Here is a 25,726-nt window from a genome sequence, read left to right as displayed (position 1 = left end):
CGCGTGACGGCTGATCGCGCCCACGCGCCGGAGCCGCATATCGATACAGCCCCGCGCCCCCGGGCGGTTCCGGTCGCCCCCGGCTACATCGCCGACGGATCCTGCGGTCCCCGCCCCGACAGCACCTCGCCGTACGCCTGCATGAGGTCGGGGAGCCGCAGGGTCGACAGGTCGTCCCGGGTCAGCGCCGTGGGGTACGTCGACAGCCGCAGATCCCGGTACGCGCAGCTCTTCTCGTACAGCGTCCGCAGGAACCGCCCGTTGCCCAGCTCGTCGATCCACCCCTGGTCGACGACGTGGCCGGCGATCGAGCGCAGCTCGTCCAGCGCCTCCTCGTCCCACGCGTCACCGTTCTCGGCGGCCAGCACCTCGCCGATGGAGGTGAGTTCGAGGGGGCGGTACGAGGGGAAGTCCACGCGGGTCGTGAAGCGGGAGGACAGCCCGGGGTTGGCGGTGAGCAGCCGGTCCATGCCCTCCGGATAGCCGGCCAGGATCACCACCAGATGGTCCCGGTTGTCCTCGGCCCGCTTCAGCAGCACCTGGAGCGCCTCGTCGCCGTAGGCGTCGCCCTTGCCGTACCCGGAGTTGGAGAGCGAGTACGCCTCGTCCACGAAGAGGACCCCGCCGAGGGCGGAGTCGATCAGTTCATTGGCCTTGACGGCGGTCTGGCCGAGGTACTCGCCGACCAGATCGGCCCGCTGGGCCTCCACCAGATGGTCGCCACCGAGCAGACCGAGGGCGTAGAAGACCCGGCCGAGGATGCGGGCCACCGTGGTCTTGCCGGTGCCGGAGGGGCCGGAGAAGACGAAATGCCGTTTGGGCGGCTGGACCGGAAGGCCCTGCCCGGCCCGCAACCGGGCCATGTTGAGCTGTGCCGACAGCGCCTTGACCTGGCGTTTCACGGGTTCCAGGCCCACCATGCGCTCCAGTTCGGCGAGCGCCTCCTCCAATAAGCCCGGGTCGGTGGGACCGGCGGGCAGCGGGGATCCCACCACCGTCTTCGCGCGGACCGCCGGATCGGCGACCGACGGCAGCGGCCCCACCGGCGGCAGGTCCGAGGGGTCGGTGAGTCTGAGGTCGCGGCCCTCGGTGCCGAACAGCGGGTCGAGGACGTCCGGGCCGTCCCCCACGTCCTGCCCGATCCCGGTGAGCGTGATCGCCGCGAGGTCGGCGGGGTCGTCGTAGCCGTCGCCCTCGGCGATCGCGGCGAGCCGGGCCGAGGTGTCCATGAAGGCGGGATCGACCCGGTGCACCGCCCGGTACAGGGGGAGCGCGGCGGCCGAGCGGCCGGTGCCCTCGTGCGCCCTGGCCAGCCAGTACCGCAGTTCCTTGCGCTGCGGCTGCTCGCTGCGGCAGCGCATCAGCGCGGCGGAGAGCAGCGGTTCCGCCTGGCCGTACATCTCCAGCCGCACCCGGGCCATCCCGCCGAACAGCCCGGCCTCGATCCCGAGGAGCGGGTCGTCCAGGAGCGGGTCGGTGTGCCGGACGAGCTGCTCCCAGTCCTTGACCAGATAGGCGCGGCAGGCGTGCAGAAACCGGACCTGGTGATCGGCGTCGACGGGCGGGAGCCCGGCGAGCGCCCGGTCCAGCTCGGGCACATGCCGTCCGTCCAGCCAGTGCGAGGCGTGCGCGAGCAGCAGATCACGCGGGCTCTCCAGCACCGGCTGTACCCACCAGCCCAGCCAGTACCAGGAGTTGAGCGTCCGGCGGTGCCGGGCGCGCTGCTCGCCGAACCGGTCCCGGTGCCGGTACATGCGCAGCAGCGCGGTCGTCGTGTCCACGCGCAGCGCATGCAGCCCGAGCCAGCCGTCGGCCATCCCGGGATCGATCCGCACCGCCGTGCGGAACTCCTCTTCCGCCTGCGGATACGCGCCCATGGTGTAGGCGTCCACGCCTCGTAGCCAGGCGAGGTCGGCCGGGGCCTCCAGGCCCTGCGTGCCGAAATCCATCACGTCCCCCACAAACCGTGCCCCCGTCGGTTTGCCACCGGGCCCTCGCCCGCCGGCTGCCTTGGTCGAACCGCTGTGCCGCGGACCGGAGTTGCAAGGTGCGCGAAGCAGCTGTCCGTAGGTCGCACCGAGGGCATCGTACCTGCGGAGGAGTGCCTGCCGAAGGGTGCCGCCCAGGCCGTTTGACGAGGTGGGAGCGGACGGGGCGCATCCCGCACCGGTGACCCTGGGTGAGCGGACGGCGCCGTGGCGCGTCCGGAACCGGGGGGTGCGGAGCGGTGCGCGGGCAGAACGAAGCCCCCGATCACGGGGGAACAACCGGGGGCTTCGCGACTTGGGGCGGCTGCGATTGCCGCACATTGAGAACGTAAGTCCTGTCCGGGCCGCCGGTCAAGCGAAGTTGGGGCACTCGGCGAAGTTCGAGCGCAGGGCTTTTCACACCTTCACCACATCGCGGGTGGTCCCTCACGGTGGGTGACATCCGGGTGTTCCGCGGGGTCTCCCGACGGCCCCTGCAGTACCTCGTACCCCTCGCTCAACTGCCGTACCAGCAGCCCGGCATGGGGGCGCGAAGGGTCGTCCGAGAAGTGGTGCGCCTCCGCCCGGACCCATCCGTCCCAGAACTCCCGCTGCTCCTCCCCGTCCCGCGCCCGCCCCCGCGCCCAGGCCTCCTCGGGCGCCATCTCCAACCACAGCAGACAGGCCAGATGCGGACGCAGGACGCGGCGGCCGGCGCCGACCCCCTCGATCAGGACGACGGGGGCCGCGGGCAGCGGCCGGGGCGGGCCGAAGCGGTGCTCGCGCCAGTCGTAAGGGGAGTAGTGCGCGCTCTCCCCGCGGCCGAACGGCTCGATCACCTCGGTCAGCAGCCGCCCGGTCCACGCGAACAGTTCCGCGTGGCTGGCGATGTCGTCGAGATGCAGCACCGGCGCCCCGCCGAGCGCCTCGGCCAGTCGGCCCGCGAAGGTGGACTTCCCGGAGCCCGCGTGCCCGTCGACCCCGATCAGCCGGACCGGGCCGCAGGACGGCGGGAGCCGGCGGAGCCGGGCGGCCAGCCGGCGGACGGCGCCTCCTGGCGGCTTCACAGGACGGGATACGGGATACGGACGTGCACGGCGCGGAAGTCTAGTGCGACACGGGTGACCTCCGGGGCTGCGGTGCTGGTGGGCGCGGCCGCCCGCGCTCATAGTGGGCGCACAGTCGTGCACCGGACACCCTGGGGGTCCTTCCGCCCATGAGCAGCTCAGACCACCCCTCCCGCAGAACCGTTCTTGCCGCCACGGTCGCCGCCGTGGTGGCGGGCGGCGCGGTCCCGGCCCATGCCGCCCCGGGCCCCGGCGCGACCCCGGACGCCGCAGGCCCGGCCGGGGCCGGGGCCGAGGCCGCCGGGGTCATGGCCGCAGCCCGGGCTGCCGGGGCCGCCCCCGCCCGGCCCGTCGACCTCCGCTCCTGGCTCACGTACGCCGACTGGAGCTCGGGCTCCGCGGAGGGCACCCGTGCCGTCGCGGGCGAGCGGCCCGGCCTGGCCCTCGGCAGCCCCGCCGGCACCCTGGCCTTCACCGATCCGCACGCCAGGACCGCCGCCGACTGGGAGTACGCGACCTGGACGTCCCCCGTGCACCGGCTCGCCGTCCCCGCCACCGAGGTGATCGCGTCCTGGAACGCGAGCACCCCGGCCGGCACCTGGCTCCAGGTGGAACTGCGGGCCACGTACCCGGACGGCTCCGACACCCCCTGGTACGTGATGGGCCGCTGGGCCTCCGGCGACCAGGACATCAGACGGGCCTCCGTCGACGGACAGACCGACGGCCGCAGCACCGTGTGGACCGACACCCTCGCCGTCGACGACGCCACGACGGGCCTGCGCATCGGCGCGTACCGAATCCGGCTGACCCTGTACCGGCGACCGGGCACGACGCTCACCCCGACCGTGTGGCGGCTCGGCGTGATGGGCTCCGCCGTCCCGGACCGCTTCACCGTCCCCGCCTCGGCGCCCGGCCTCGCGCACGAGCTGGCGGTCCCGCGCTATTCGCAGGAGATCCACCAGGGTCAGTACCCGGAGTACGACAACGGCGGCGAGGCCTGGTGCAGCCCGACCTCCTCCCAGATGATCATCGAGTACTGGGGCGGCCGGCTGACCCCCGCGCAGCTCACCTGGGTCGACCCGTCCTACGCCGACCCGCAGGTGTGCCACGCCGCCCGGTACACCTACGACCACCAGTACGCGGGCTGCGGCAACTGGCCCTTCAACGCCGCCTACGCGGCCACCTTCGACGGCCTCCAGAGCGTGGTCACCCGGCTGGCGTCCCTCACCGATCTGGAGACGCTGATCGCGGCGGGGATTCCGGCCGTGACGTCCCAGTCCTTCCTCAAGGAGGAGCTTACGGGCGCGGGGTACGGCACGGCCGGCCATCTGATGACCGTGATCGGGTTCACGGCGGACGGCGATGTGATCGCCAACGATCCGAACTCGGCGGACGACGCCTCGGTGCGGCGCGTCTACGCACGGCGGCAGTTCGAGAACATCTGGCTCAGGACCAAGCGCTACAACGCGGCGGGCAAGACCGTCTCCGGCAGCGGGGGCGTGTGCTACCTGTACTTCCCGGTCCGTCCGACCGCGCGCCAGTGTGCGGCTCTGCAGGCGGTGGGGGTCACCGTGTGAGCAAGATCTCGGCGGCAAAGGCCCCGGCCGGTGGCAAAGTGGACACCATGACCGCACACGCCGCACCCGCCGCCCGCACCCGTACCGGCGGCCCGCGCGAGGACGGCCCGAAGATCGCCGAGCAGGTCCTGGGCTGGGTCCTCGCCGCCGTCGTCGCGATGCTGGTGACCCGGCTCGGACTGCTCTGACCTCCGCTGTTCGGCTCTCGGCGGGGTGAGCTGAGCCGCTGTTCGACCTGACATACTGACGTGGTCCCGCCGACCGTTGGAGACCAGGTCGAAATTGAATATCAGCCAACAGCGCGACGCCGTCCGTCCCCGGGCGCGGGGAACCGAGCGCTCACTGGCGCGCCGCGCCGAACTCATCACCATCGGGCGCAAGTTGTTCGCCGACACCTCCTACGACGCGCTCTCGATGGACGACATCGCCCGGCAGGCGCACGTCGCCAAGGGGCTGATCTACTACTACTTCCAGTCCAAGCGCGGGTATTACCTGGCCATCGTCCAGGACTCCGTCGCCGATCTGGTCTCCTTCGCCGCGAGCGGTCTGGAACTGGCCCAGGTGGACCGGGTCCAGCGCACCATCGACGGTTATCTCCGGTACGCCGAGCACAACCAGGCCGCCTTCCGCACGATCGTCAGCGGCGGGGTCGGCTTCGACACCGAGGTGCACGCCATCCGGGACGGGGTGCGCGCGGCGATCGTGGCGACCATCGCCGAGGGCGCCTACGGCGACGGTGACGTCCCGCCGCTGCCGCGGATGGCCCTGCTCTCCTGGGTGTGCAGCGTCGAGGGCGCCACCCTCGACTGGATCGACCACCCCGAACTCTCCCGCGACGTCATGTGCGACCTGCTGGTGAAGACCCTGGGCGGCACCCTCCGCGCGATCGAGGAACTCGACCCCGCCTTCCCCGCGCCGAAGCCGGCCCGCAGGGGCTGAGCGTGCGGAAGGGGCGGAGGCTCGTGGTCCTCCGCCCCTCGTGTCCGGCGGGACGGGTCAGCGGATCGCGTGGATCAGCTCGCCGTTCTCCGTGTCCCCGCTCAGCTCCCAGAAGAAGGTGCCGCCCAGGTGCTGGGCGTCCTTGTACTTCATCTTCCCCTTGACGGTCTTCGGGGTGTCGTAACTCCACCAGTCGTTGCCGCACTTGGCGTAGGCGGTGCCGCCGACGGTGCCGGTCGCGGGACACTTGGTCCTGAGGACCTTGTAGTCCTCGTTGCCGTCCTCGTACGTTCCCGCCGCGGGGCCGGTGGCTGTGCCGCCGGGCTTCGCCTGGGTGACACCGGTCCAGCCGCGCCCGTAGAACCCGATGCCGAGCAGCAGCTTGTGCGACGGGATGCCCAGGCTCTTCAGCTTGGCGATCGTGCTCGCCGTGTCGTAGCCCTCGGTGGGAATGCCCGGGTAGGAGTGCAGCGGCGAGTGGGGTGCCGTGGGGCCGGTGGCGGCCCAGGCGCCGAAGTAGTCGTACGTCATCGGGTTGTACCAGTCGACGTACTTCGCCGCGCCCGCGTAGTCGGCCGCCTCGATCTTGCCTCCGGCGGTGGCGTCCGCCGTGATCGCCGCGGTGACCAGCTCGCGCTTGCCGAACTTCTCCCGGAGCGCCTTCATGACGTCCCGGAAGGCTTCACGGCCGCTGGTGTCGCAGGTCAGGCCGCAGGCGTTCGGGTACTCCCAGTCGATGTCGATGCCGTCGAAGACATCCGCCCACTTGGAGTTCTCGACCAGGTCGTAGCAGGACTGCGCGAAGGCCTTCGGGTCCTTGGCCGCCTCGCCGAAGCCGCCGGACCAGCTCCAGCCGCCGAAGGACCAGAGGACCTTGAGGTTCGGGTGCAGCTTCTTGAGCTTGCGCAGCTGGTTGAAGTTGCCACTGAGCGGCTGGTCCGCGGTGTCGGCGACGCCGTCCACGGACTGCTCGGCCGTGAAGGGCACATCGGTGTCGGCCCAGGAGTCGCCGAGGGCGCACTTGCCGTCGGTGACGTTGCCGAAGGCGTAGTTGATGTGGGTGAGCCTGTCGGCGGAGCCGGAGGTCTCGATGTTCTTGACGTAGTACTGGCGGCCGTAGATGCCCCAGTCGGTGAAGTAGCCCACGACCTTGGAGCCGGGGCGGGCCTGGGCGGGGCCGGGTACCTCGGCGGTGGCGGTGCCGGCGCCGACGAGCAGACCGGCGCCGAGGGCGGCGCAACAGCCGGCGGCCAGGAGCGCCCCGAGCCGGGCGCGGGGGTGGAACGGGGTGTGCATCGGGTGTCTCCTCGCAGGGACAGGGAGGGGATCGCACGCCGATTGGCATGAACGCGGGGAGGCGTTGGCCGAAACGGTAAGAGGACTAGACCAGTTCGGTCAATGGTTTGGACCAATCCGGGGAGTGCTCCGCCGTGCGGGGAGGGCGTCCCGAGGGCATACTCACAGCGCGAAGCCCCAGGTCGGCCAGTGAGGAGTGCCACCATGGACGAGCGCGCACCGGCGCCGGTGGACCGTCTCCTGCCCACGGACGAGGCACGGGAACTGCTCGCCCTCGTCCGGGACATCGCCCGTCGGGAGATCGCCCCGACGGCCGCCGAGGACGAGGACGCGGGACGCTTCCCGCGCGAGCTGTTCACCCTCCTGTCCGCGTCGGGGCTGCTCGGACTGCCGTACGACTCCCGCCACGGCGGCGGCGACCAGCCGTACGAGGTCTACCTCCAGATCCTCGAGGAGCTCGCCGCGGCCCGGCTCACCGTGGGGCTCGGGGTCAGCGTCCACACCCTGGCCGCCTACGCGCTGGCCGCCCACGGCACCGCCGCCCAGCGGGCCGCGCATCTGCCGGGCGTGCTCGGCGGCGGGCTGCTCGGCGCGTACTGCCTGTCCGAACCCTCCTCCGGATCGGATGCGGCGGCGCTGCGGACCAGGGCCGTACGGGACGGCGGGGACTGGGTGATCGACGGCACCAAGGCCTGGACCACCCACGGCGGGATCGCCGACTTCTACACGGTCCTGGCGCGCACCGGCGGCGAGGGCCCGCACGGGATCACCGCCTTCCTCGTGCCCGGTGACGCCGGCGGCCTCACCGCCGCGCCGCCCGAGCGGAAGATGGGTCTGAAGGGCTCGCCCACCGCCCAGCTCCACTTCGACGGCGTCCGTGTGAGCGACGACCGCCGCCTCGGTGCGCCCGGCGAGGGCTTCGCGATCGCCCTGGCCGCACTGGACTCCGGGCGCCTCGGCATCGCGGCCTGCGCGGTCGGCCTCGCCCAGGCGGCCCTGGACCAGGCCGTCGCGTACGCCACCGAGCGCCGCCAGTTCGGCCGGCCCCTCGCCGACTTCCAGGGCCTGCGCTTCCTGCTCGCCGACATGGCGACCCGGGTCGAGTCGGGCCGTGCCCTGTATCTGGCGGCGGCGCGGCTGCGGGACGCGGGCCGGCCGTTCGCCCGGCAGGCGGCGATGGCCAAGCTGCACTGCACGGACGCCGCGATGCAGGTCACCGTCGACGCCGTCCAGGTGCTCGGCGGATACGGCTACACCGCCGACTTCCCCGTCGAGCGCCATCTGCGCGAGGCCAAGGCCCTCCAGATCGTCGAGGGCACCAACCAGATCCAGCGGATGGTCATCGCCCGGCATCTGCTGGGCCCGCAGACGCGCTGAACTGCCCCGGCCGCACCTGCGGAGCCGTCAGCCGCACCCACTCCGGGTCGTGCCGCCCCGGCAGGGTGCGGCCCCGGTCGGCCCAGGCGCGGAGCAGCTCGCGGTAGAGGGGCGGGTCCGGCGGGGGAGCCGGAGCGGCCGGAGCCGGCGGGGGCAGGGGAACCGATTCTGCGGGTCTGTGTGCGGTGTCTCCGGAGTCCGCGGAGACACCGGGCTGGCGATGCCGTCCACGTGCCGTCGTGTAGGTGAGGGTCATACCGGGGCCAACGCGGGGGCGTGAGGGCAGGTCACGGCCCGTTCGCCCGAGCGTGCGTTCGGTGGGGCCCGGGCCAGGTTTCGGCCGGTCCCCCCTCTGGTCGCCACGCCTGAGCTGACGTACCGTCAAATCCCTTGTGCCCAGGGAGGAGTGCCCATGGCCGACGACCGCCCCGTGCCGCTCGACGAGTACCCCGTCCACCAGGTGCCCCTGTCGATGAAGCATGTGGCGACCGGGGACCGCAACGCCTACGACCGCTGCATCTTCCATGTCCTCGACCACCGGGGGCGCGCTCTGCTGATCGCCGGCCTCGGCGTCTACCCCAACCTCGGCGTGATCGACGCCTACGCCACCCTCCGCCGCGGGGACACCCTGTACGCCGTGCGCGCCTCCGACGCCCTCGGCGAGGACCGGATGCGCCTGGAGGTCGGCCCGCTGCGCATCCGCGTCGAACGCCCGCTGCGGGACTTCGTGCTGAGCTGCGCCGCCGCCCCGGACGACCCGGACGGACTGTCGTACGAGATCCACTGGTCGGCCGACTTCCCGGCCCTGTGGGAACCGCACCACCAGCAGCGGCGCGGCGGCCGGCTCACACTGGAGGGGAAAAGGTTCGTGCAGGCCGGCCGGTGCGTGGGATGGCTGCGGGCGGGCGGGGAGACGACCCGGCTGACGGCGGGAGCCTGGACCGGGACCCGGGACCGCAGCTGGGGCGTGCGCCCGGTGCCCGGGGAGGAGGGCGGCCGGCTGGCGCAGGAGCATCCGACCGAGGGCTTCCACTGGATCTGGTGCCCGGTCCGCTTCGACGACCGCTTCCTGATGGTCATCGTGCAGGAGGACGCCGACGGCCACCGCTCCCTCAACGACGCCACCCTCGTGCGGCCGGGCCGCCGCGACCGCCAACTCGGCTGGCCCCGGGCCGAGATCACCTACCGGCCCGGCACCCGCCACCCCGAACACGCCCTCGTCCACCTCGGAGACGTCCGCAAGCCCCTGGAACTGGAGGCGGAGATCCTCACCTCCTCCCCGCTCGCGATCGGCGCCGGCTATCCACCGGCCGACGACTGGCAGCACGGGACCTGGCAGGGCCCGCGCTGGACCGACCGCCGCAGCTACGACCTGACGGTCCCTCACCCCCGCGCCGCCTACGGGGTGACCGACCACGCGGCCCGCTTCCGGCTCGACGGCCATACCGGTTACGGCGTCTTCGAGCACGGCTCCTTCGGCCGCCATGACCCGAGCGGCTTCACCGGCTTCGACTCCGTTGCCGCGCAGAGGAGTTGATGACATGGCCGCAGCACCGCGCCCCCGCACCACGACCCGGGACCCGGAGGAGCTGACCCGCCGTCTCACCGCCTGGCTGGCCGCCCGGCTGCCCGGCGCCCAAGCGAGGGGCGTGACCGTCCCGGCCTCCAACGGCATGTCCAGCGACACCCTGCTCCTCACCATCGAGCACCCCCGACCACCCGTCCGCGCCTGCGCGTTGAGACTCGCGGCGGACCCGTCGGCGTACACGGTCTTCCCCGTGTACGACATGGTCCGCCAGTACCGCACGCTGCGTCTGGTCGCCGAGCACAGCGACGTGCCCGTGCCGCGAGTGCTGTGGCTGGAGGAGGATCCCGGCCCGCTCGGCGCCCCGTTCTTCGTGATGGAACGCGTCGACGGGCGTGTCCCGCCCGACGTGATGCCCTACACGTACGAGGGGAACTGGCTGCACGCGGCGAGCGACGCCGAACGGGAGCACCTGGAAGCCGCGACGATCGGCCTGCTGGCCCGGCTGCACGACCAAGTGCCCCTGGCGGAAGCCGAGTTCCTCGCCCACCCCGGCGAGGGCGAGGCACTGCGCCGGCATGTCACAGCCCAACGCGCCTACTACGAATGGGTCGTGGACGGCACCGCCCGCTCACCACTGGTCGAGGACGCCTTCGACCGGCTCGAGGAACTGTGGCCCAGCGACCCGGGCCCACCCGTCCTCAGCTGGGGCGACGCCCGCATCGGCAACATCGTGTACGACGGGTTCGACCCCGTCGCCGTACTCGACTGGGAGATGGCGGCCCTCGCCCCGCGCGAGGTCGACCTCGGCTGGACGATCTACCTGCACCGCTTCTTCCAGGACCTGACGCAAGCCTCCGGGCAGCGCGGACTGCCGGACCTGCTGCGCCGCGACCGGGTGGAGGCGAGATACGCGCAGCTCACCGGGCACACCCCGCGGGACATGGACTTCTACACGCTGTACGCCGCTCTGCGGCAGGCGATCGTCATGCTGCGGGTCGCCTACCGCCGCGTGCACTTCGGCGAGGCCGCCGTCCCGGCCGATCCGGACACGCTGATCCTGCACCACGGCAGCCTGCGGGCCATGGTGCAGAGCAGCTACGGGGGTTGAGCCGCGTGCCTCAGGCGGCCTGGCGGCGCATCGCCGGTACGCGCATCGGGCGCGAGGCCGGGCCACCGACGTGCGAGAAGGGCTGCATACGCCAGTCGAGCCCCTGGGGGAGCGTCAGCACGATCGCGATGTCCTGCTCCCGGTCCGTGTCGGACTCCTCCGCCGACCGGGCCTCGGACGCCGAACGGCCGGTGCCGGCGCAGACCGTGAGCCCGAACGGGTTCCACGGCGAGGCGCACAGCGCGTGCTCCGGCAGCACCTGCTCGTCCTCCAGCAGTGCGATGGACTGCGCGCAGTCCGGGCAGATCACCCGGAACATCTCGAAGGTGTCGTACGCGTCGAGCTCGTCGGCGTCGAACGCGTCGGGTTCGACGCCCTCCGGCTCGGGCTCGACCACGGACAGCCGCTTGGGCGCGGTGCGACCAGGGCGCTTAAGACTCTGCATGGGATTCTCCCCCTCGGGCTGGGCCGCAAGGCACTGAGGCCTCGACCACAGCAAGCACTTCCCAGCCCGTCTCGGCGGTAATCACGAGGACATCACGAAGCGTCTACGCGCGCTGTGGTCTTCGTCACATGCCATCCGCAGGTGCCAACCGGCACCCGCCGCCCGGCAGATCACGAACCGGGTATGACCTGGGCTGCATAGGTATCCGAGGAGATCACACGCACTGTAGGTTCTTGCGTCATGGAGGAGCTGGACCGCCAAATCGTGCAGCTGCTCGTCAAGGACGGGCGGATGAGTTACACCGACCTGGGCAAGGCCACGGGCCTGTCCACGTCGGCCGTGCACCAGCGGGTGCGCCGGCTGGAACAGCGCGGTGTCATCCGGGGCTACGCGGCCGTCGTCGATCCCGAGGCCGTCGGGCTGCCCCTGACCGCCTTCATCTCGGTGAAACCGTTCGACCCCAGCGCCCCCGACGACATCTCCGACCGGCTGGCCGGCGTGCCCGAGATCGAGGCCTGTCACAGCGTCGCGGGCGACGAGAACTACATCCTCAAGGTGCGCGTCGCCACCCCGCACGAGCTGGAGGAGCTGCTCGGCCGGATCCGCGCCCTCGCGGGGGTGTCGACCCGGACGACCGTCGTCCTGTCCACGCCGTACGAGGCCCGCCCGCCGCGGATCTAGGACGCCGGGCGTTCTCGGGTCCGGGGTGACGGGGTGCCCTCGGCGCGCCCCAGGTGTGAGCGTGGCCCCGCGGCGCGAGAAACTGTCCGTCATGAGTGAGCGCACGCCCGAGCCGAAGACCGTCCTGCTCCGCCGCGGAGAGGTCCACAGCCCCGCCGACCCGTTCGCGACCGCGATGGTCGTCGAGCGCGGCCAGGTCGCCTGGGTCGGCTCGGAGGGCGCGGCCGACGCCTTCGCGGACGGCGTCGACGAGGTGGTCGACCTGGACGGCGCCCTCGTCACCCCGGCGTTCACCGACGCGCACGTCCACACCACCTCGACGGGCCTCGCCCTGACCGGCCTCGACCTGTCGTCCGCGCCCTCCCTCACGGCGGCCCTCGCCCTGGTGCGGGACTTCGCCGCCGCCCGTCCGCAGGACACGGTGCTGCTCGGACACGGCTGGGACGCCTCCCGCTGGCCCGAGGGGCGTGCTCCCCGCCGGGACGAACTGGACGAGGCCACCGGCGGCCGGCCGCTCTACCTCAGCCGGATCGACGTCCACTCGGCCGTGGTCACCACCGCCCTGCTGGAGCTGGCGCCCCGGGCCCGCACCGAGCCCGGCCACGCCGACGGCGAGCCGCTCACCCGTGACGCCCACCACACCGTCCGGTCCGCCGCGTTCGCAGCCGTGACGCCCGCCCAGCGCGCCGAGGCCCAGCGGGCCGCCCTCGCGCACGCCGTCTCCCTCGGCATCGGCTCCGTCCACGAGTGCGGCGGCCCCGAGATCTCCTCCGAGGGCGACTTCACGGACCTGCTCCGGCTCGCCGCCGAGGAGAGCGGCCCGCGCGTCGTCGGCTACTGGGCCGAACGCGACGCCGACCGGGCCCGGGAACTCGGCGCGCTCGGCGCCGCCGGGGACCTGTTCGTCGACGGGGCCCTCGGCTCCCACACCGCCTGTCTGCACACCCCGTACGCCGACGCCGCCCACACCGGCACCGCCTACCTGACCGCCGCCGATGTCGCCGCCCATGTGGTCGCCTGCACCGAGGCGGGCCTCCAGGCGGGCTTCCACGCCATCGGCGACGCCGCCGTCACCGCCGTGGTGGACGGGGTGCGGGCGGCCGCCGAGAAGGTCGGCCTCGCCCGCGTCCGCGCCGCCCGCCACCGGGTCGAGCACGCGGAGATGCTGACGCCCGAGACCGTGGCGGCCCTCGCCGAGCTCGGCCTGACCGCCTCCGTGCAGCCCGCCTTCGACGCCCTGTGGGGCGGCGAGGAGGGCATGTACGCCCAGCGGCTGGGCGCGGAGCGGGCCCGCACCCTCAACCCCTTCGCCGCCCTGCTGCGGGCCGGTGTCCCGCTCGCGTTCGGCTCCGACAGCCCGGTCACCCCGCTCGACCCGTGGGGAACGGTCCGGGCCGCCGCCTTCCACCGCACCCCCGAGCACCGTGTCTCCGTACGCGCCGCCTTCACCGCCCATACCCGGGGCGGCTGGCGGGCGATCGGCCGCGACGACGCCGGTGTCCTCGTCCCCGGCGCGCCCGCGGACTACGCGGTCTGGCGCACCGACGCCCTGGTCGTCCAGGCCCCCGACGACCGGGTCGCCCGCTGGTCCACCGACCCCCGCTCCGGCACCCCCGGCCTGCCCGACCTCACCCCCGGCACCGACCTGCCCGTGTGCCTGCGCACGGTGGTCGCGGGAAAGACGGTGTTCGTACGGCCGGGCGAGTGATCTCCGGCGCCGGTGCGGGGAAGATCACCCGTCCGCACGCCGAGGTGTGTCCGGCGCCACCTCCCCGCTGACCAGGGCATTGATCGCAAAGCCGCAGGTCGAACGGCTGTTGACAGCCGATGGCCGGAGGCGGGTAGGTTCGGCCGGGTCCACCACCGGACGCCCCGCCGCAGAACGTCCGCGCACTCGCGCGGCGCCGCTGGGTCAGGGACGGTGTGCCGCACCGGGGCACCGCCACTGGCAGCCAGGCTCAGCGCCAGCGCCGCAGCGAGGGAACGTTCCGTCCGGCCGGGGAGGTGTGACCCGGGTGGGGCCCGGGCGCTCAGTAGACAACGGCTTTCGGTCGACCCGCAGCCAGCGGGCCCCAGGTCGGCCCGAAGGGCGCCGGGCCCCCATCCGCAGCACGCTTCGACTCACCCGGTCGGGGTACGGTCGTACATACAAGGCCAAAAGCTTCTTCTTACCCCGCTCTTGTGGAATCGACACCACCATTCGATCGTCCGGTCACGTCATCGCAGGCGGTGGCCACTATGGTGGTGGCCTGCGTACGGACACGAAGGGGCAGCAGTGAACGACGGCGACGGGACCCTCGCGGCACAGAGGCGGGGGAGGCAGTTCGGCCCGCTCGGCACCGCCTTGGTGATCATTCCGACCTACAACGAGGCGGAGAACATCAAGGGCATCGTCGGCCGGGTGCGGGAGGCCGTCCCCGAGGCCCACGTCCTCGTGGCCGACGACAACAGCCCCGACGGCACCGGCAAGCTGGCGGACGAGCTGGCCGCCGGGGACGACCAGGTCCAGGTCCTGCACCGCAAGGGCAAGGAGGGCCTGGGCGCCGCCTACCTCGCGGGCTTCCGCTGGGGCCTGGAGAACGGCTACGGCGTTCTCGTCGAGATGGACGCCGACGGCTCCCACCAGCCCGAGGAGCTGCCCCGCCTGCTCACCGCGCTCAAGGGCGCCGACCTGGTCCTGGGCTCCCGCTGGGTGCCGGGCGGCCGGGTGGTGAACTGGCCCAAGTCGCGCGAGTTCATCTCCCGCGGCGGCAGCCTCTACTCGCGCCTCGCCCTGGACCTGCCGCTGCGCGACATCACCGGCGGCTACCGGGCCTTCCGGCGCGAGACGCTCGAAGGCCTCGGCCTGGAGGAGGTGTCCTCCCAGGGCTACTGCTTCCAGGTCGACCTCGCCCGCCGCGCCGTCAAGGCCGGCTTCCATGTCGTCGAGGTCCCCATCACCTTCGTCGAGCGTGAACTCGGCGACTCCAAGATGAGCCGGGACATCCTCGTCGAGGCGCTGTGGCGGGTCACGGCGTGGGGCGTGGGGGAGCGGGTGGGCAAGATCACGGGCCGCGGCGCGGACCAGCCGGAGCCCCCGCGGACGCCGGCCGAGGCCTCCACCCGGGCCTCCGCTCCGGCTGCCCAGGCCTCCGCCCCGGCTGCCCGGACTTCGGACCCGGCGTCCGGCGAGGCGACCGCGAAGCCCCACAGCGAGGGCTGATCGTCCTTTTATGCCGCTCTGAGCCGGGTCCGGGCACACTGGGAGCATGACGACTGGCGCTCCGATCCCGACCTACCCCGTTTCCGGCTCCGACTCCGCTCCCACCCGCCCCCGGCGCTCGCGCCTGCGGACGTACCTGCCGCTCGGCCTCGCCGTCTGGCTGGTGCTGGAGATCTGGCTGCTGTCCACGGTCGCGGCCGCGACGAGCGGGTTCGTGGTCTTCCTGCTGCTCGTCGCCGGTTTCGTCCTCGGCTCCGTGGTCATCAAGCGGGCGGGCCGCCGTGCCTTCCGGAACCTCAACGAGGCCCTCCAGCGAGGCGGCTCCCCCTCGAAGGGCTCCGGCAACGGCCTGATGATGCTCGGCGGGCTGCTCCTGATGATCCCGGGCCTGATCTCCGACGCCGCCGGCCTGCTCCTGCTGCTTCCGCCCGTGCAGAAGGCGTTCGGCGCCTACGCCGAGCGCAGGTTCCTCGCCGCCGCGGCCCCCGGCTCCCTCGGCGACGCCTTCCAGCAGGCCCGCATCCACCGCCCGGACGGCAAGGTGGTCCAGGGTGAGGTCATCAGGGACGAGGAGTAACACAACGACCGCGGGCGCCGTACGCATCTCACGTACGGCGCCCGCGGTCATGTGCGTGCGCTGAAATACCGGCTTTCCCGCTAGGCCGACTTGCGGCTGTCCCGGGGATGCACCGCAAGGTTCATCGCCCCGGACCGCAGAACGGCCAGCCGCTCCTCGAGGACCTCTTCGAGTTCCTCGCGGGTCCGCCGCTCCATCAGCATGTCCCAATGCGTACGCGCGGGCTTGGCCTTCTTCTCCTCAGGGCCGTCGCCGTCCACGAGGAGTGCTGTGGCACCACAGACCTTGCACTCCCACTCCGGCGGGATCTCCGCCTCGACCGAGAAGGGCATCTCGAACCGGTGCCCCTTCTCGCATGCGTACTCCACGGCCTGGCGCGGGGCCAGGTCGATGCCGCGGTCCGTCTCGTAGCTGGTCACCACGAGGCGCGTGCCGCGAAGAGCTCGCTCACTCATGAATCGTGCCTCCCGGGCTTGTCGCCCACAGGACAGGTGTCGCTGTCGTCGTCATCCGGTCAACGTCCGGTCGGCGGTAAAGATTCCCGTTCCGAGTCCCGTTCCGGGTCCTGCGTCGCCGTCGTAGCCGCAGCCTTGTCAACCAGTGCAGTACCCACCGGCGCCCGGTTTGTCACATCTGCAAGGAGATGTCACCCAGCGTTTCGGCATCTTTGACGCGCAGTAACGGTACGCCTGGCAGGCCAAACGCGTACACTACCGCCCTTTCGTCTTGAACGCTAAATCTTCTCGGGTACCGGATTTCCGGCGGCCCCGATCGCCCGCCGCACCGGGACCCGCGCGAGCAGCACGAACCCTATGACGAAGAAGGCCACCAGGGAGATGATCGCGTCCCGATAACTTCCGGTGAACTGGTAGGTGACCCCGAACAGCAGCGGCCCGAGCCAGCTCATCCCGCGGTCGCTCATCTCGTACGCGGAGAAGTACTCGGCCTCCTTGCCCGGCGGCACGAGATGCGAGAACAGGGACCGGGACAGCGCCTGGCTGCCGCCGAGGACCAGCCCGATCGCGGAGGCCAGCAGGAAGAAGCCCACCGGGGCCCCGGCCGGCAGGAAGTACCCGGCCCCCAGGGTGAGCGTCCAGGCGACCAGCGAGCCGAGGATCGTCCGCTTCGCGCCGTACGTCCGGGCCAGCCGCCCCATGCCCAGCGCGCCCGCGACGGCCAGCACCTGGACCAGCAGGACGGCGCCGATGAGCGTGGACTGGCCGAGGCCGAGCTCCTCGGAGCCGTAGAGCGACGCCTGGGAGATCACGGTCTGGATGCCGTCGTTGTAGATGAGGTACGCGAGGAGGAAGGAGAGGGTGAGGGGGTGGCGGCGCATGTCGCGGAGCGTCGCCGCGAGCTGGCGCAGCCCCGGAGCCGTCGCCTCCCGCTGGGCGGCCGGCTCGGTGCGGCCCCGGTCGCGCAGCCGCCGCAGCGGGATGATCGCGAACCCGCCCCACCACACACCCGCCGAGGCCAGACAGATACGCACGGCCGTCGACTCCGAGACGCCGAAGGAGTCATGGGCGAGATAGAGGACCAGGTTCACGATCAGCATCAGTGAACCGGCCGCGTAGCCGAAGGCCCACCCGCGGGAGGAGACCGCGTCGCGTTCCTCGGGCGGGGCGATCTGCGGGAGATAGGAGTTGTAGAGCATGGTGCCCACCGACATGGACGCGTTCGCCACGATCAGCAGCACCCCGCCGAGCAGATAGCGGTCGCCGCCCAGGAAGAACATGCCGGTGGTCGCCGTGGCGCCCACGTAGGCGGTGATCCCCAGCAGCGGCTTCTTGCGTCCGGTGCGGTCGGCCGCGGCGCCCACCAGGGGCATCACCACCACCGCGAGGATCACCGACAGGGACACGGAGTACGCGAAGAACGACCCCGCGCGCACCGGTATGCCGAGCGGATGCACATATCCGTCGGCGTCCGCCGCCTCCTTGGCGACGGACGTCAGATACGGCCCCAGGAACACGGTGAGCACGCTCGCCGAGTAGACGGAGCACGCCCAGTCGTAGAAGTACCAGCCGCGCTGTTCGCGGCGCCGCCCGGCGGCCTCGTCGGACGCCGTCGTCCGCACGGTGTCGGTGCCCACCCGTGCCCTCGCCTTCCCACTGGTGCGAAGGCGTGCGATGACGGTGTGCGGCGGGTCAGACCCAGACGCCCCGGTCCTCCATGACCTTGCGCAACGTGTCGATGTGATCGGTCATGATGCCATCGACTCCCAGGTCCAGGAGCCGGTGCATGGCATCGGGATCATTGATGGTCCACACGTGCACCTGCAAGCCCCGCGCATGGGCGACCCGGACGAAACGCCGGTCCACGACCTGGATGCCCGACTGGGTCTCGGGCACCTGCGCGGCCACCGCCGAGGGACGCAGCGCCGCGGGCACCCCCCAGGACCGCAGCCGCAGATTGAGCACACCCCGGGTGCCGTACGACGTCGCCAGGCGCGGCCCGGCCAGCCGCTGCGCCCGCACGACCCGGGCCTCGGAGAACGAGCCCACGCAGATCCGGTCCCAGGCGCCGGTGCGCGCGATCAGGTTGAGCAGGGGATGCAGCGCCGGTTCCGCCTTGATGTCGACGTTCCAGCGCACCTCGGGGAAGGTCTCCAGCAGCTCCTCGAAGAGCGGCACCGGTTCCTTGCCCGCCACGCGCGCGTGCCGTACGTCCGCCCACGGCAGGTCGGCGATCCGGCCGGCGCCGTCGGTGACCCGGTCCAGCGTCCCGTCGTGGAAGGCGACGAGCTTGCCGTCCCGGGTGGCGTGCACATCGGTCTCGATGTAGCGGTACCCCGTCTCCACCGCGCGCCGGAACTGCGCCACGGTGTTCTCCAGCCCGGCCGCGGCCCCGCCGCGGTGCGCGAACGGGATGGGCCCCGGATGGTCGAGGTAGGGGTGGCGTATGAGGGTGGTCACCTGCGCAGTATCGCCCCATGGGGTGTCCCCGTGGCAACGACCGTGCTGCCGTCGGATGCCTTCGCAACGGCGAAAGCCCGCAGGAAGAACTGGGCGAGGGGGCCGATGGACAGCGCGTAGAGCAGGGTGCCGGCGCCCACGGTGCCGCCGAGCGTGAATCCGGTCACGACGACCGCCACCTCGATCGCCGTCCGCATCAGCCGGATCGAGCGGCCGGTGCGCCGGTGCAGACCGGTCATCAGCCCGTCGCGCGGCCCGGGCCCGAAGTCGGCGGTGATGTACAGGCCCGTGGCCACCCCGTTGAGCAGGACACCGGCCACCAGGAGCGGAACGCGCACGGCCAGGCCGTGCACCTCCGGGACCAGGGCCAGGGTGCCGTCCATCGCGAGACCGACGACGAAGACATTCGAGACGGTGCCGAGACCGGGGCGCTGGCGCAGCGGGATCCACAGCAGCAGCACCACCGCGCCCACGACGATCGACACCACACCGATCGTCAGACCGGTGAGCTCGGCCAGGCCCTGGTGCAGGACACCCCACGGCTCCAGGCCGAGGCCCGCCTCGACGAGCAGCGCGGCGCTGGCGCCGTACAGGGCGAGCCCGACGTACAGCTGGAGCAGTCGGCGGACGAGAGGTCCCCTGGTGGACCGGGCCGGCGTGGACACGGGAAGCCCCCTGGTGGTGGTAGTGGCCTGACGCATGACACTCTGTGGCTTGGAAGGAATCGTCATCCATGGCCAATTCGGGGAAGGTGGACTGGTAACCATGGCGCAGTGGACCTCCGCGGTGGGGGCCGCGCAGCTCGCGCGGCTGCTCAAGTCCCAGCAGGACCGCCCGGTCGGCCCCGGCACCCGCCGTCCGCCCGCCTACCGGGCGCTCGCCGACGGTATCCGGTTGCTGGTCCTGGAGGGCAGGGTCCCGGTGGCCGCGCGTCTGCCCGCCGAACGCGAACTGGCCCTGTCGTTCGCCGTGAGCCGGACGACCGTCGCCGCCGCCTACGAGGCGCTGCGCGCGGAGGGCTTCCTGGAGTCCCGGCGCGGGGCGGGCAGCTGGACGGCGGTCCCGGCCGGCAATCCGCTGCCCGCGCGCGGGCTGGAACCCCTGCCGCCGGAGGCGCTCGGCTCGATGATCGACCTCGGCTGCGCGGCCCTCCCGGCACCCGAGCCCTGGCTCACCCGCGCCGTCCAGGGCGCCCTCGAGGAGCTGCCCCCGTACGCCCACACCCACGGCGACTATCCGGCGGGCCTGCCCGCGCTGCGCTCGATGATCGCCGACCGCTACACCGCGCGCGGGATCCCGACGATGCCCGAGCAGATCATGGTGACGACCGGTGCCATGGGCGCCATCGACGCGATCTGTCATCTCTTCGGCGGGCGCGGCGAACGCATCGCCGTCGAGTCGCCCTCCTACGCCAACATCCTCCAGCTCATGCGCGAGGCGGGGGCCCGGCTGGTGCCCGTCGCCATGGCCGAGGGGCTCACCGGCTGGGACCTGGACCGCTGGCGCCAGGTGCTGCGCGAGGCCGCGCCGCGGATCGCGTACGTCGTCGCCGACTTCCACAACCCGACCGGTGCCCTCGCCGACGAGGACCAGCGGCGCCGGCTGGTGGAGGCGGCCCGGTCGGCCGGGACCGTGCTGGTCGCCGACGAGACGATGACCGAGCTGTGGCTGGACGACGACGTCGAGATGCCCCGGCCCGTGTGCGGCTTCGACCCCGCAGGGTCGACGGTGATCACGGTCGGTTCGGCGAGCAAGGCGTTCTGGGCGGGGATGCGCATCGGCTGGGTACGGGCGGCCCCGGACGTCATCCGCAGCCTGGTCGCGGCCCGCGCCTACGCCGATCTGGGCACCCCCGTGCTGGAGCAGCTCGCGGTGAACTGGCTGTTCAGCACGGGTGGCTGGGAGCAGGCCGTCGACCTGCGGCGCGCCCAGGCCCGGGAGAACCGGGAGGCGCTGGTCGCGGCGCTCCGGCGGGAGCTGCCCGACTGGGAGTTCGCCGTGCCGAAGGGCGGGCTGACGCTCTGGGTCCGGGCCGGCGGTCTGTCCGGCTCGCGCATCGCCGAGGCGGGCGAGCGGGTCGGGGTGCGCGTCCCGTCGGGCCCGCGCTTCGGGGTGGACGGCGCCTTCGAGGGGTTCGTCCGCCTGCCGTTCACGGTGGGCGGCGCGGTGGCGGACGAAGCCGCTGCCCGCTTGGCGGCGGCGGCGAAGATCGTCCAGAACGGGGGGACGGCGGGCGGCGAGGCCCCCCGCACGTTCGTCGCCTAGCGAAGCCGCTCAGGGCGGTCGTGCGGCTGGGGTGGTGCCCAGCCTTCACCGCTGCGGGCGGTCGTGCGGCTGGGGTGGTGCCGACGTTTCGTCGCTGCGGGCGGTCGTGCGGCTGGGGTGGTGCCGACGTTTCGTCGCTGCGGGCGGTCGTGCGGCTGGAGTGGTGCCGACGTTTCGTCGCTGCGGGCGGTCGTGCGGTGGGGGTGGTGCCCGCTCTTCGTCGGTGTGGGCGGTCGTGCGGCTGGGCCGGTGCCCAGCCCTCATCGCTGCGGGCAGTCGTGCCGCTGGGCCGGTGCCCAGCCCTCATCGCTGTGGGCAGTCGTGCCGCCGGGGTGGCACGGGTGGGCGCAGCGGCACCCCGCCGACGCGGGCGGGTGAACCCGCCCCCCACCGCCGACGTCTCAGGCTTCGGCCACCGCAGCCGCCTCCACGGGCACCGCAACCGGCTCCGCATCCGCGGGAGCGCTCCGCGGCGGCAGCAGCTCCAGCACCGCCTGGCGCTGAATCTCGCTCGTCGCGTCGTCGTACGGATCCGGCGTGGCCGGCACCTGGAGCCGGTGCACCGGTCCCGTCCCCAGCCGCGCGTACCCCCGCCCCGGCGGGACCTGCTCCACGGGTGTGGTGTGCGGAGGAGCCCCGAGGACCGCGGCCAGCCGCCCCGCCGAGGCGGGCCCCAGCACGACACGCGCGCGCGTGTGCTGCCGTACGTCATCGCTCAGCAGGTCGAGGCTGTCGAACTGTTCGGCCACCACCACGGTGACCGAGGCCGCGCGGCCGTGCCGCAGCGGAACCCGGAGGAGGGACTGCGGGTCCTCGCGGCCGTCCGCCGTCGCGAGCGGGGTGAAGGCGCTGGGACGGTCGAGGAGGATCCACAGCGGGCGCCTGGTGTCCTCCGGCGGGGTCTGCCCCGCCTGACGGGCCTGGTTGGCCGCGATCAGCCGGCGCTCGGTCTCCTGGGCCGCCCATTCCAGTCCGGTCAGCGCCCCCGCGAGCCCGACCTCGACGCCCAGGACGCCGTCCCGGCCGGTGAGGCAGGCGTACTCCCCGGTGCCGCCGCCCTCGACGATCAGGACGTCGCCGTACGGGAGGGCCTGGAGCGCGAGGGAGCGCAGCAGGGTGGAGGTGCCGCTGCCGGGCTGGCCGACCACCAGCAGATGCGGCTCGGTGGAGCGGGCGCCGGTGCGCCAGACGACCGGCGGGACGTCGCGCTGTTCCGTGCCGTGGGTGAGGGGGAGCGTGCGCTGGACGCGGATGGGGTCGGTGAAGCCGAGGACGGCCTCGCCCGGCGCGGTCACGAAGCGCTGGGCGGCGATGTCGGTGGGGAGCGGGGCGAGGACCCCGACCGTGAGTTCGTTGCCCTCCTCGTCCCAGGTGAAGAGGTACTCGCGGCCACGGCCCGACTTGGCGGTGAGCAGCAGCTCGACCCGCGCGCGGGGCTCGGCCTCGCCGTCCGGGAAGTAGGCCGGGTAGCGGATCACGAGCTGGCTGACGCGGCCGGAGCCGTCGAACTCGTACGCCGGGAAGGCCTTCTCCCACTCGCCGCCGTGGGCGTAGAGGGGAGAAGGGTCCTCGGCCGTCGAGAAGTACGGGACCAGGGCCTCGTACAGCGACTGGAGCCGCTGGGTCTGCGACTCGTCGGGGCCTTCGGGATCCGGTGGGGTGCGGTCCCGGCCCTGCCAGGCCGCCGCCGCCATCAGGGTGATGACGGCGAGCAGCGGGCCGTACGGCACGAGCGCCACGACCAGGATCACCGAGGCCGCCAGGAACAGCAGCGGGCCGCGCTTGTCCTTGGGTGTCTCGGCCCATCTGCGCCGCCCGGCCGAGGCCAGCCGGCGCAGACCGCGCGTGATCGTGATCAGTGGTTGGAGGACGTCGGTGGCGCTGTCGGCCGCCGTCCGGGCCAGCTCCCGGCTCCGGGCGATCTGCGCGCTGCCTGTGCTCAGGATGCGGGGGAGGGGGCGCCGGGCCACTGCTGTCTCCTGATCGTGCGTACGGAAGGGTCGTTCGGCGGGGCGGGCGGCGTCAGAACTTGATGCCGCCGAGCAGGCCGGCCAGGCTCTCGCCGCCCGCCTTGATGCTCGGGGCGATGGCCGTGCTCGCCAGGTAGAAGCCGAACAGCGCCGAGACGCAGGCGTGCGACGCCTTCAGTCCGTCCTTGCGGAAGAAGAGGAAGACGATGATGCCGAGCAGGACGACGCCTGACATGGACAGGATCATTGGGGATCTCCTGGTTCGCGTGGGGACAGTCACCATGAGTACTTCCAGGATCACAGGATGTATCCATACGATAAAAGGTGCAACTGGATGATTTTCCGTACATTTCCCTCTGGTGGCGGAATATCTACTGGGCTGCCTGAGCAGGAGAATTACGGCGAACGGGTCCCTCCGTGATCTTTGCCTCGGACGGGACCACCCATGTGCGGCACGAGCCAGTACGCTGGCGATTCACCTGAACGGTTGAGTCGAGCTGTGAGCGAGAGGCGGTCCAGGCCGATGACTGAAGCCCCCGACCCCGAGGTCGTGGAGCTGGCGACCAAGATCTTCGATCTGGCCCGGCAGGGGCGGACCGAGGAGCTCGTGGCCTATGTGGACGCGGGCGTTCCGGCGAACCTCACCAACGACCGCGGCGACTGTCTGGTGATGCTCGCCGCCTACCACGGCCACGCCGACGCGGTAGGGGCCCTGCTGGCCCGTGGCGCCGAGGCCGACCGGATCAACGACCGGGGGCAGACCCCGCTCGCCGGGGCCGCCTTCAAGGGTGAGACGGACGTGATCAAGGTCCTTCTGGAGGCGGGCGCAGACCCGGCCGCGGGCACCCCCTCGGCCGTCGACACGGCCCGGATGTTCGCCAGGGCCGAGTTGCTGGAGCTGTTCGCGGCCCAGGGGGCCGGCGGCTCCTAGCCGTCGCGCCGACGGCTTGCGATCAGGTGATACGAAGTTCCTGAGCAGGTAAATCGACGACCACGGGGGAGGCGGTACAAGGCCGCCGGAAATATCGGTCGCGGCAGGCAGAAGCGCCGGGTCATCATGACGACGTGATTCACGGACGTGAGGGCTGGGCAGGTGTTGCCGCACCGCGCGGGCCGTGATGCGGTCCGCATGGGCCACCGACGAGAGGCAGAGGAAGATGGTCTACAGCAAGCAGGAAACGGCGGGCGCCCCGACGTGTTGTCACGCGGCCAGGTAGTGCACGTCCCCGGTTGCGTCGACGCTTGATGTGAGGCTGTTTCCCATGTTCGATCCGGTCATAGCGCCCAGCGGTACCCTGCTCGGCCTCCTCCAGAGGGGCCGAGGCGACGGTACGCTGCACGCGCTCACCGCCCCGCGCGCCGAAGCGCTCGCGGCACTGAACCACTGTGTGTTGCGCGATCCCCGCCACGACTGGCAGGTGGAGAACCGCTCCCTCTACTACGCCCGTCTCTACCTCGACCTCAGCGGCGAACTGGACGAGATCGAGGCGCACCTCTTCGACGTCGAGGACGCCTTCGACACCGAGGAGTCACGCACGGGCCTCGCCCTGGCCGTCCTCGGTCACCTGGCCTCCTACGGCCGGCGGGACGCCCTGGAGCTGTTGCGCCGGTACGCGGCCACGGGCACCAACTGGGCCTGGGCCCTGGACGAGCTCGCCCTGCGCGACGACGACGCCGGACTGCGCGCCCTCGCCGCACCGGTGCTCGCCAGGTTCGCCACCGACACCGAGGGCGAGGCCGAACTGGCCGCCGCCGTCCGGGACGCCTTCGAGCCACGACCCTGGCGTCTGTGGGCCGAGGATCCCCGCGAACACGTCTCCACGCGCGTGCGCACCGCCCAGGAAGCCGGCTGTTTCGACCGCTGGCAACGCCAGATGAGTCCCAGCGGACCACGCCCCGGCTGGAGCGTCCGGGCCGTGTTCGAATGGGCGCAGCAAGGCCTGGAGCGCGGCGCCGCCCTCCATGTCCCCGCCGCCCGCTGCCTCACCGCCGTGGCCGGCCCGGAGGACCGCCCGGAGATCGTGCAGGCCGCCAAGGACGGTACCGACGGGGCCCGCTGCACCGCCCTGCGCTACCTCGCCGACTGCAACGACCCCGACGCCCTGACGCTCGTCGAACAGGCCGTGATCACCGGCTCCACCGCCGTCGTGGACGCCGCCGTCGACGCCTTCGAACGCATGCGCAGCATCGCCGCCGTCGAACGGGCCCGCGGCTGGGCCCACCGGCCCGACGCCCTCGGCGCCGCCGCCGGACGCATGCTCGCCTGCCGCGGCGGCACCAAGGACAGCGACCTCGTGCTCGGCGCCCTGCGCGAGGCCGTCCGCGGCGAAGGCTGCGACGCGCCCACCCTGTGGACCCTCGTCGACGGCACCGGACGCCTCGGCATCGTCTGCGCGGCCCCGGTGCTGCGCCACATCTACCGTGAGACGGCCTCCTCCCATCTGCGCGGGCGCTGCGCCCGCGCCCTGGCCGCCACCGACCCCTCCTTCGCCACCGGCTTCGCCGTCGAATGCCTGTGGGACTGTGAGGAGACCACCCGCGAGATCGCCGCCCGGCATGCCGAGACCGGCGACGCCCGGGTCGTCGAACGCCTCCGGCGGCTGGCCGCCGACCCCGCCGAGGAGGCCGAGGTCCAGACGGCCGTACGCAGCCGCATCGGACCGGACGCGGCGTCCGCGATGTAGCCCCGGGACCGGCCCGGCGCCGCCGGAGCGGGCGACGTCCGCCCGCCCGGTGAACACCGGATGACCCACGGGTCAGGCGGGCATGGACGCCGTCCGACCTGCTCGGGCACCGGCGGCGCGGGCCGTTC

Annotated in this window: 23 protein-coding genes; 13 read left to right on the top strand and 10 right to left on the bottom strand. The window is 72.5% G+C overall.

Translation table 11 applies throughout. The features are described 5' to 3' along the window. Positions 1 to 83: 83 nt before the first annotated feature. Positions 84 to 1,949, bottom strand: coding sequence for an AAA family ATPase (locus ACYQ8Q_RS08975; RefSeq protein ID WP_460063391.1), 1,866 nt, complete (start codon positions 1,947 to 1,949; stop codon positions 84 to 86). 443 nt (positions 1,950 to 2,392) lie between these two features. Continuing rightward, complete coding sequence (locus ACYQ8Q_RS08970) at positions 2,393 to 3,034, bottom strand: uridine kinase family protein (protein ID WP_460063390.1); 642 nt, start codon at positions 3,032 to 3,034, stop codon at positions 2,393 to 2,395. 149 nt (positions 3,035 to 3,183) lie between these two features. Here ACYQ8Q_RS08970 and ACYQ8Q_RS08965 point away from each other — a divergent pair, with 149 nt between their 5' ends. The 3 genes from ACYQ8Q_RS08965 to ACYQ8Q_RS08955 all read left to right on the top strand — a co-directional run bounded on the left by ACYQ8Q_RS08965 (position 3,184) and on the right by ACYQ8Q_RS08955 (position 5,550). Then, on the top strand, positions 3,184 to 4,611 hold the full coding sequence (locus tag ACYQ8Q_RS08965) for a peptidase C39 family protein (protein WP_460063388.1): 1,428 nt from the start codon (positions 3,184 to 3,186) through the stop codon (positions 4,609 to 4,611). A 47-nt stretch (positions 4,612 to 4,658) separates the two neighbouring features. Then, on the top strand, positions 4,659 to 4,799 hold the full coding sequence (locus tag ACYQ8Q_RS08960; RefSeq protein ID WP_460063386.1) for an SCO1431 family membrane protein: 141 nt from the start codon (positions 4,659 to 4,661) through the stop codon (positions 4,797 to 4,799). Positions 4,800 to 4,893: 94 nt separating this feature from the next. Continuing rightward, a complete protein-coding gene (locus tag ACYQ8Q_RS08955) occupies positions 4,894 to 5,550 on the top strand; it encodes a TetR/AcrR family transcriptional regulator (RefSeq protein WP_460063385.1) in 657 nt (218 codons plus the stop codon). 57 nt (positions 5,551 to 5,607) lie between these two features. Here the strand turns inward: ACYQ8Q_RS08955 and ACYQ8Q_RS08950 are convergent, their stop codons facing one another. After that, on the bottom strand, positions 5,608 to 6,846 hold the full coding sequence (locus ACYQ8Q_RS08950) for a glycoside hydrolase family 18 protein (RefSeq protein ID WP_460063383.1): 1,239 nt from the start codon (positions 6,844 to 6,846) through the stop codon (positions 5,608 to 5,610). 204 nt (positions 6,847 to 7,050) lie between these two features. Between ACYQ8Q_RS08950 and ACYQ8Q_RS08945 the strand changes: the two genes are divergently transcribed. The 3 genes from ACYQ8Q_RS08945 to ACYQ8Q_RS08935 all read left to right on the top strand — a co-directional run bounded on the left by ACYQ8Q_RS08945 (position 7,051) and on the right by ACYQ8Q_RS08935 (position 10,859). Further along, positions 7,051 to 8,223, top strand: a complete 1,173-nt coding sequence (locus tag ACYQ8Q_RS08945) for an acyl-CoA dehydrogenase family protein (RefSeq protein ID WP_460063382.1) — start codon at positions 7,051 to 7,053, stop codon at positions 8,221 to 8,223. Between the two features lie 412 nt (positions 8,224 to 8,635). Beyond that, positions 8,636 to 9,760: a hypothetical protein gene (locus tag ACYQ8Q_RS08940; protein WP_460063380.1), complete on the top strand. Its 1,125-nt coding sequence runs from the start codon at positions 8,636 to 8,638 to the stop codon at positions 9,758 to 9,760. 4 nt (positions 9,761 to 9,764) lie between these two features. Continuing rightward, positions 9,765 to 10,859 (top strand): phosphotransferase family protein, encoded by a 1,095-nt coding sequence (locus tag ACYQ8Q_RS08935; protein ID WP_460063379.1) that lies wholly within the window; start codon positions 9,765 to 9,767, stop codon positions 10,857 to 10,859. Positions 10,860 to 10,869: 10 nt separating this feature from the next. Here the strand turns inward: ACYQ8Q_RS08935 and ACYQ8Q_RS08930 are convergent, their stop codons facing one another. Continuing rightward, positions 10,870 to 11,304 (bottom strand): hypothetical protein, encoded by a 435-nt coding sequence (locus ACYQ8Q_RS08930; RefSeq protein ID WP_460063378.1) that lies wholly within the window; start codon positions 11,302 to 11,304, stop codon positions 10,870 to 10,872. Between the two features lie 240 nt (positions 11,305 to 11,544). Here ACYQ8Q_RS08930 and ACYQ8Q_RS08925 point away from each other — a divergent pair, with 240 nt between their 5' ends. The 4 genes from ACYQ8Q_RS08925 (at position 11,545) to fxsA (ending at position 15,764) form a co-directional block, all read left to right on the top strand. Continuing rightward, a complete protein-coding gene (locus tag ACYQ8Q_RS08925) occupies positions 11,545 to 11,985 on the top strand; it encodes an Lrp/AsnC family transcriptional regulator (RefSeq protein ID WP_460063376.1) in 441 nt (146 codons plus the stop codon). Positions 11,986 to 12,076: 91 nt separating this feature from the next. Further along, the gene (locus tag ACYQ8Q_RS08920; protein WP_460063375.1) at positions 12,077 to 13,693 is read left to right on the top strand and encodes an amidohydrolase; all 1,617 of its coding nucleotides are present in this window, start codon (positions 12,077 to 12,079) and stop codon (positions 13,691 to 13,693) included. 567 nt (positions 13,694 to 14,260) lie between these two features. Next, positions 14,261 to 15,187 carry a polyprenol monophosphomannose synthase gene (locus ACYQ8Q_RS08915; RefSeq protein WP_460063373.1) on the top strand — a complete coding sequence of 309 codons (927 nt, stop codon included), beginning with the start codon at positions 14,261 to 14,263 and terminating at the stop codon, positions 15,185 to 15,187. A gap of 46 nt (positions 15,188 to 15,233) precedes the next feature. Then, the gene (gene fxsA, locus ACYQ8Q_RS08910; protein WP_460063372.1) at positions 15,234 to 15,764 is read left to right on the top strand and encodes an FxsA family membrane protein; all 531 of its coding nucleotides are present in this window, start codon (positions 15,234 to 15,236) and stop codon (positions 15,762 to 15,764) included. An 80-nt stretch (positions 15,765 to 15,844) separates the two neighbouring features. On the opposite strand, the gene ACYQ8Q_RS08905 is transcribed toward fxsA, so the two are convergent. The 4 genes from ACYQ8Q_RS08905 to yczE all read right to left on the bottom strand — a co-directional run bounded on the left by ACYQ8Q_RS08905 (position 15,845) and on the right by yczE (position 19,380). Further along, positions 15,845 to 16,219 (bottom strand): RNA polymerase-binding protein RbpA, encoded by a 375-nt coding sequence (locus tag ACYQ8Q_RS08905; RefSeq protein ID WP_055637205.1) that lies wholly within the window; start codon positions 16,217 to 16,219, stop codon positions 15,845 to 15,847. A gap of 278 nt (positions 16,220 to 16,497) precedes the next feature. After that, positions 16,498 to 17,856, bottom strand: coding sequence for an MFS transporter (locus ACYQ8Q_RS08900; RefSeq protein ID WP_460063369.1), 1,359 nt, complete (start codon positions 17,854 to 17,856; stop codon positions 16,498 to 16,500). A 55-nt stretch (positions 17,857 to 17,911) separates the two neighbouring features. Beyond that, complete coding sequence (locus tag ACYQ8Q_RS08895) at positions 17,912 to 18,679, bottom strand: glycerophosphodiester phosphodiesterase (RefSeq protein ID WP_460063368.1); 768 nt, start codon at positions 18,677 to 18,679, stop codon at positions 17,912 to 17,914. Then, on the bottom strand, positions 18,676 to 19,380 hold the full coding sequence (yczE, locus tag ACYQ8Q_RS08890; protein ID WP_460063366.1) for a membrane protein YczE: 705 nt from the start codon (positions 19,378 to 19,380) through the stop codon (positions 18,676 to 18,678). Before yczE ends, ACYQ8Q_RS08895 begins: the two co-directional genes overlap by 4 nt. Before the next feature lie 64 nt (positions 19,381 to 19,444). On the opposite strand from yczE, the gene ACYQ8Q_RS08885 reads away from it, so the two are divergent. Continuing rightward, positions 19,445 to 20,944, top strand: coding sequence for an SCO1417 family PLP biosynthesis transcription factor (locus tag ACYQ8Q_RS08885; RefSeq protein WP_460063365.1), 1,500 nt, complete (start codon positions 19,445 to 19,447; stop codon positions 20,942 to 20,944). A 401-nt stretch (positions 20,945 to 21,345) separates the two neighbouring features. On the opposite strand, the gene ACYQ8Q_RS08880 is transcribed toward ACYQ8Q_RS08885, so the two are convergent. Next, positions 21,346 to 22,914: a P-loop NTPase family protein gene (locus ACYQ8Q_RS08880; protein WP_460063363.1), complete on the bottom strand. Its 1,569-nt coding sequence runs from the start codon at positions 22,912 to 22,914 to the stop codon at positions 21,346 to 21,348. 52 nt (positions 22,915 to 22,966) lie between these two features. Then, positions 22,967 to 23,161 carry a hypothetical protein gene (locus ACYQ8Q_RS08875; RefSeq protein ID WP_055638461.1) on the bottom strand — a complete coding sequence of 65 codons (195 nt, stop codon included), beginning with the start codon at positions 23,159 to 23,161 and terminating at the stop codon, positions 22,967 to 22,969. A 276-nt stretch (positions 23,162 to 23,437) separates the two neighbouring features. Between ACYQ8Q_RS08875 and ACYQ8Q_RS08870 the strand changes: the two genes are divergently transcribed. After that, positions 23,438 to 23,845: an ankyrin repeat domain-containing protein gene (locus tag ACYQ8Q_RS08870; RefSeq protein WP_460063360.1), complete on the top strand. Its 408-nt coding sequence runs from the start codon at positions 23,438 to 23,440 to the stop codon at positions 23,843 to 23,845. Positions 23,846 to 24,176: 331 nt separating this feature from the next. Next, complete coding sequence (locus tag ACYQ8Q_RS08865) at positions 24,177 to 25,598, top strand: HEAT repeat domain-containing protein (RefSeq protein WP_460063358.1); 1,422 nt, start codon at positions 24,177 to 24,179, stop codon at positions 25,596 to 25,598. The last annotated feature ends 128 nt before the right edge of the window (positions 25,599 to 25,726 follow it).

This window comes from Streptomyces sp. YKOK-I1 (assembly GCF_054660435.1).
The sequence above is the reverse complement of the archived record's forward strand: the minus strand, read 5'-3'. Positions and strand labels throughout refer to the sequence as shown.